Consider the following 5,717-nt stretch of genomic DNA (forward strand, 5'->3'; position numbering starts at 1 on the left):
CATCTCGAAGCGTGGAGAACGGCCGCCTCCGCTGTCCCGGGAAGAACCACAGATCAGCAGGACGAGTGACCTGCGAGGTTAAACGCCAAGCTCAGGCTTCATCGTGCTGCCGCGTCGCTGGGTCGTCGAACGGACCTGGGTCGTGTCCCGCCACGTGGTGTAGAGGATCACTCCACTTCGGCAGCGTGCCACCTGTGACCACCGCGTTGGTGCCGAGGGGGCAGTAGTGATGCTCGCCGTTACACCACTCTGCGGGACGCGATCCTCATGACCCGCCGCCTCACCTGCGGGAAGAAGAGTCCGGACCGCCGCCCGCCCGAACCACCCCAGCTCACGCAAGCCGCATGATCTCGCCTCGTCGCGCTCGCGGCCGACGCTCACAGTCCACAGCCAACGGTTCCCCGCGTCTCTGCCGGGGCTACTTACCCGCCAGCCCCAGATTGGCCCCGCTCCGCAAGTCCGGAAACCCCTGCGCGATGACAGCAGCCGGCTCCAGGCAGGCCTTGCGCGTGTCCGCTGCCGTCGGGCCCGTGGCACATCCCAAGGTTCCGTAGGTTCGCACTGCGTCCTGGAGCTTCCGGGCGACGGAATCGAGGGTCGCGAATCCTTGGCGCCCATTGATCTCGCGCAAGGCCAGGCCGGCAGCCTCGGATGTGGCGTCGGCTGCTGCCTTGCACTTCGCAGTGAACATCTGAGGCGACGACGTCGAGCAGGGCGAGTTCGTGCCCGAACCGAACTGCTGTTCATCCGCCGAGATGCGCTCCTCAACGGCGAGCTTCACCTTCTCGGCGGCCTCCGCCTTCGCCGAGACCGGCTCAATCGACGGCGAGGAGGAAGCCGAGGGCCGATCCGAGCGATTCACACCTTCAGAATCGCTGCATCCCGTGATGAGTACCCCTGACAGACCCAACGCGGCCACCGCCCGCAGCGCTTGCCACTTCATCTTTTGCTCCCCCTCCGAACTGTCGCGTCACCCTACCCGAGGGCTCGTACAAGATCAGAGAGCCTTCAGAAACAGGTACTCAGCTTGTTCTTTATCTACCAAGATCTTCCGGGCTTGCCGATGGCCTTGAGGGTCTCGGGGCGTTTGACGGTTTTGCCGACGTCGTAGCGGGGTGCCCGGTGCTTGTTCTTGGCGCCGGGTGGCCGTCCGGGGCCGGCGCCTCGGGGTTTGGGAACACGGGTCGGGCAGGCGAGGTGAGCGCGGATGTTCCTGAACCCCCGGCGGACCCGGGCGGGGGTGAGCCGGTCTGAGGTGGTGGGTTTCTCCCAGGGACGGCGGAGGTCCGCGGCGAGGGGCCGGGCGAGTCGGAGCTGGGTGTGAGCGGCGATCAGGATCCAGGTCCAGCGGTCCGCCGCCTCGGGAGTACGGAGTTTCGGGGTGGTCCAGCCGAGCGTCTGCTTCGCGAAGCGGAAGGTGTGTTCCAGATCGAAGCGGCGGAGAAATGCCTGCCAGAAGCGGTCCACGTCGCCGGGGGTGGCGCCGGTCTTGGAGGACCACAACCACACCGGCGGGGCGTCCCGGTCCTTCGACAGATGCTCGACTTTCAACCGCATCAACGTCCCTTCAACCACCGGTAGTTCACCGTCGTGGTCGAGCCACGGATCGCGTCCCGCAGAGTGGTGTAACGGCGAGCATCACTACTGCCCCCTCGGCACCAACGCGGTGGTCACAGGTGGCACGCTGCCGAAGTGGAACGTGATCCTCTACACCACGTGGCGGGACACGACCGAGCCACGAGGAGCGGTGAGTAAGCCTTGGGTGGACCCGGTCCCACGCCTGGGTCTCGGCCTTGCCGTAGTTGCTCGTGTCCGTGACCGTAGTGATCGCTGGCTCGGGCCAGGTCTCCGGCTTGGTGAAGCGGAATTCCGGTCCGTGCTTGGGTGGACGGCCGCTGACGCCGTGCATCCTCGGTGGTTTCGGCAGACGCATCACGCGGTCGGAGCGGACCCGGCCGACCATCTCGACGGGCAGGTCGCGCAGGACCCAGGCCAGGCGGGTGACGTCGTAGCCGGCGTCGCTGACGATCACGATGTCCGGGTCCCCGGTCTGCCACTGGCCCGCGGCGATGAGCCGCTCGACGACACCCCTCAGCTGGGCAGCGGTGACCGCGGTCGCGTCGTCCACCGGGCCGAGTCGCACCGCGTCCAGGATCGCTGTCCAGGACGTGGCACCCGGCTCCAGCACGGCGACGAAGGAGTAGGGCCAGCCCGGAATGAACTGCGACGCTGTCTTCGCCCGACCATAGACGTGGCAGAACAGCCGCTCCGCTGAGCACGGCGCGTCTGAGCGAAGCCAGGGCGACACATCGACCGCCAGGACCAGACGCCCGCCGTCGAAACGCGGCAGCGGCAACCCAGCCAGCACGCTCCGCAGCCGATCGACGTCGAGCCGGCCGTGGTTCAGGCCGCCGTACATCGCCCCGTGCCCACGACGATGCTCAGGCAGCAGCGTCAGGTCCACCAAAGACTTCACCGCACCGTCCGCACACAGCACCGCGTCCGCCAGCTCGAACAACTCATCGCGCCGAGCGGTCAGACACTCGTAAAACTCTTCCCGGAAGCGTGACGCTTCCGCGAACGCTTCCCTCCGGACATCGTCAGGTAGCAAACTCACTCTCACGGCCTTCGTCGTGGTCACGTGCACCTTGGTCGGAGTACATGATCAGACGAAGGCCGCCCCCACGTCCGGTGAATCCCCAGGTGAGCGACCCAGTTCGACGGACGATTCGAGCGAACATGAGGCGCGGTATCCCTACGCTTCGGGCTCTGACTCGTCCCTGAGGTACCGACCCCAAATCTGGGCCTTGCGATAGGGGCCGGCCCCGTCGCAGTCGTACTGCGGCTCATCAAAGGTGACCCAGTACAGAAGCTCGCCACTGAGCGACTGGGCATGCTTGTTGGGCTCGGGTGCACCCATGACATCGATCGTTCCGGAAAAGTCGACCTGCCAAGGACCATCCCAGTCCGGAGCGCGAACGACAGTGACCCGGCTACCCGGCGCCAATGCACCCGTCGGCCAGATCTGACTCAAGGGACGACCAATTATGTGCTCTACCGCCTGACGGTCATGTACGTCCGCAGGAACAGAGCCGGAACTGTCTGTCATGCCGCCCACCCTGCCCGCATCGCTTCAGGAGCGCCAGAAGATAAAGAACAAGCTCAGCTTGCCGTTTAACCTCATGGACAGTTCGCGCTTACCGTAGGCGCGTGAACGACATCAACACCGAAACCCTTGGGTGGGACCTCATCGGCTGGGACAGCGACGAGCAAGCCGCACATGTAACTGGCCTCAACCGAGTTGAGATTCTGAGCATCAGGGACCTGTTCCCCGGCCGGGACGATGACTTCCTTGAGACCGCGGTCTACGAGGTGCCGCCGGCGCTGTACTCGGCGATGCAGAGTGCCATCCCGCACCTGGAGTTCCGTGAGGGGCTGCAATACCAGATCGGTGGATTCCTCCTATCAGTCTGAGCTTGCAGACCCGCCAATGCGGCGGGGCTTCGTGCCGACCTTGTGGTGTGCGGGTCGTTTGTAGGACTCGCCGGTTGCGAGGACGCGTCCGACGTCGTAGCGGGGAGCTGGTCGCCGGTTCTTCGAGCCGGGAGGGCGGCCGGGGCCGGGCCGGCTGGGTTTCGGTGCACGGGCTGGCTGATGGACGCGCGTACGGTGACACATCTGCTTCCCGCCTTCCCCGGCCGGGACGCCGTCGGCCGGCTGCGGTGAACCCGGCGGCCCGGCGGCGTCGCCCTTGAGAGCGATGCTGTTCCTCGAAAGTAGGGACGCCCCGATACCCTGTCAACACAGTTCGCATCTGCCCTGTCAGCGGTGGTCGGTTCTCAGCACCCCACGCTGTCAATACAGTTGAAGTCCTGGCTTGACACAGGATCAGGGCGCGAGCCAGGGAACGCCGCCGAGTCGGAGGGCACACATGGACGCCAGCACGATCGCAGCGCAACTACGGCAGAAGATCATCGAAGGGGAGTACCCGCACGGGAGCAAGCTCCCGACCGTACGAGACCTCGCAGCAGAACACGGGGTGAGCCAGCAGACGGCATCCGCCGCCTACACCGCACTGGGCGCGCTCGGCCTGGTCCGCACCGACGCCCGCAGCGGAACCCGCGTGGCGGCGTCCAGGCAGTCCGACGCCCACCTGGGGACCTTCACGCCCCCGGACCTGTCGGTCGCCCAGGCGTGGAAGCCCACCGCACAGGGGACCGCGACGGAGGAAACGACGCTGGTGCGCCAGCTCGACGCCCCGGCCCAGATGACGGCGTGGGGCATCACGGAGGGCGCGACCGTCGTCGAGCGCACCCGCATCCGGTCGGTCGACGGGGTGCCAGTGCAGCACAAGCTGACGGTGATGCCCTACGAGATCGCGGCCAAGGTGCCCGACGGGTACGAAGGCACCCCGCCGATGCTCACCCCCGCCGGGGAGACGTCACCGAAGGCACCGACCGGCGTGCGCGTCGCAGACTGGCTCGGCTGGGACATCGCCCGCACCGAGTCGGTCATCACCGCCGAGCCGATGGATGAGACCGTCTGCGCAGCCCTGGACATCCCGGCCGGATCCCCCGGCTTCCGGATCGTCGGCATCACCCGTAACTCCCAGGGCGAGACGGTGTTCGTGACCATCACCTCGGCACAGCTCCACCACCGCGTCACCCTGGACATCATCGGCTGAACAATCCGGTCGGGCCCGGCGTACTGGCCCACCACCAGCAAGCCGGACTCAGGCATATGTGAATGCACCGACCGAAGCTCGTACGGGTACGGGTACGTACCCGTACCCTATATGGGTGGGAAGGAGTACGACGATGTCCGATGCCAACGTGAGAATCCCCGAGGAAGCCAAGGATCGGCTAGCCGCGATCGCGGCCGCCGAGGGTCTGTCCCTGCGCGCCTACCTCGCCCGTCTGGCCGAGACGATGCTGACGCCGGCCGAGCGCGTCGAGCGTGCGGAGAAGGCGCAGGCAGCGCTGCGGGCCTGGAACGGGTACGCACCGACGCCGGCCGAGCAGAGCGAGCTCGATGATGAGCTGGATCGCCGACTTGCGCGGGTGCAGCGCCCGTGAGCGAAGCGATGCACATCGTCCTGGACGAGACGGCCATGGCGGCGGCAGGTCACGGCAACGTGCTGGCCTCCCGGCTTATCCATCGCGCACACGCCGAGACCGGATGGTTCCTCTACGCGCCCACCTGCGCGCTCGTCGAAGCCGACCGAGCTCGCCCCGGTACCGTCGAGCACCTGGCAGCGCTGCCGGGCATCACCGTCCTTGACCTGGATCTGGCCGCAGCGCTCGCCGTCGCCAAGCAAGAGACATGGGCGGCCGCTCACAGCGAACACGCGGCACTGCCCACCGCCGATCGACCTGAAGGCGCGATCGTGGCCACCACCATGCCGAAGCGCTGGGAAGGCCAGCCAGTACGGGTACTGGACCTCACCCCATGAGCGGCCAGACCTCCCCTTCCGCGGTGGAGGGCTACCACACGGCCCTCTCCTCTGGTCTGTCCATGACCCACCTGCAGATCTGCGGTCTGGAGAAGAACGTGGATGGTCTCGGAGCCCGAGTTGAAGCGCTCGACAAGAAGATCGACCGGAATCAGGCCCAGATCATCGAGCTGCTCACCCAGCTCGTGGGGCAGCGCTCCGCCGCCGGCTGATTTCCCCGGGCCCGGTGCCCGACATGCACACGACTGCGGCTCCGACCAGACAC

6 protein-coding genes and 3 pseudogenes are annotated in these 5,717 nt (G+C 66.7%); 5 read left to right on the top strand and 4 right to left on the bottom strand.

What is annotated here, in order from left to right:
• Positions 1-418 precede the first annotated feature (418 nt).
• The 3 genes and pseudogenes from ACFW2Y_RS34370 to ACFW2Y_RS34380 form a co-directional block, all read right to left on the bottom strand.
• Positions 419-943: a hypothetical protein gene (locus ACFW2Y_RS34370; protein ID WP_384887256.1), complete on the bottom strand. Its 525-nt coding sequence runs from the start codon at positions 941-943 to the stop codon at positions 419-421.
• A 95-nt stretch (positions 944-1,038) separates the two neighbouring features.
• A pseudogene (locus ACFW2Y_RS34375) lies at positions 1,039-1,602 on the bottom strand (transposase); the annotation flags it as partial.
• 139 nt (positions 1,603-1,741) lie between these two features.
• A pseudogene (locus ACFW2Y_RS34380) lies at positions 1,742-2,617 on the bottom strand (transposase); the annotation flags it as partial.
• A gap of 593 nt (positions 2,618-3,210) precedes the next feature.
• Here ACFW2Y_RS34380 and ACFW2Y_RS34385 point away from each other — a divergent pair.
• A complete protein-coding gene (locus ACFW2Y_RS34385) occupies positions 3,211-3,474 on the top strand; it encodes a hypothetical protein (RefSeq protein WP_384887259.1) in 264 nt (87 codons plus the stop codon).
• Here ACFW2Y_RS34385 and ACFW2Y_RS34390 read toward each other — a convergent pair.
• A pseudogene (locus ACFW2Y_RS34390) lies at positions 3,466-3,669 on the bottom strand (hypothetical protein); the annotation flags it as partial. The gene ACFW2Y_RS34385 and the pseudogene ACFW2Y_RS34390 sit on opposite strands and share 9 nt — an antisense overlap.
• A gap of 262 nt (positions 3,670-3,931) precedes the next feature.
• On the opposite strand from ACFW2Y_RS34390, the gene ACFW2Y_RS34395 reads away from it, so the two are divergent.
• The 4 genes from ACFW2Y_RS34395 (at position 3,932) to ACFW2Y_RS34410 (ending at position 5,664) form a co-directional block, all read left to right on the top strand.
• Entirely contained in the window at positions 3,932-4,684 is a 753-nt protein-coding gene (locus ACFW2Y_RS34395; protein ID WP_384887262.1) for a GntR family transcriptional regulator, read from the top strand.
• A gap of 133 nt (positions 4,685-4,817) precedes the next feature.
• On the top strand, positions 4,818-5,075 hold the full coding sequence (locus ACFW2Y_RS34400; RefSeq protein WP_384887264.1) for a hypothetical protein: 258 nt from the start codon (positions 4,818-4,820) through the stop codon (positions 5,073-5,075).
• Positions 5,072-5,452 carry a hypothetical protein gene (locus ACFW2Y_RS34405; protein WP_384887266.1) on the top strand — a complete coding sequence of 127 codons (381 nt, stop codon included), beginning with the start codon at positions 5,072-5,074 and terminating at the stop codon, positions 5,450-5,452. Before ACFW2Y_RS34400 ends, ACFW2Y_RS34405 begins: the two co-directional genes overlap by 4 nt.
• The gene (locus ACFW2Y_RS34410; RefSeq protein WP_384887268.1) at positions 5,449-5,664 is read left to right on the top strand and encodes a hypothetical protein; all 216 of its coding nucleotides are present in this window, start codon (positions 5,449-5,451) and stop codon (positions 5,662-5,664) included. The genes ACFW2Y_RS34405 and ACFW2Y_RS34410 overlap by 4 nt, the downstream gene beginning before the upstream one ends.
• Positions 5,665-5,717: the final 53 nt, after the last annotated feature.

It is taken from the genome of Streptomyces sp. NPDC058877 (genome assembly GCF_042742855.1).
GTDB lineage: Bacteria > Actinomycetota > Actinomycetes > Streptomycetales > Streptomycetaceae > Streptomyces.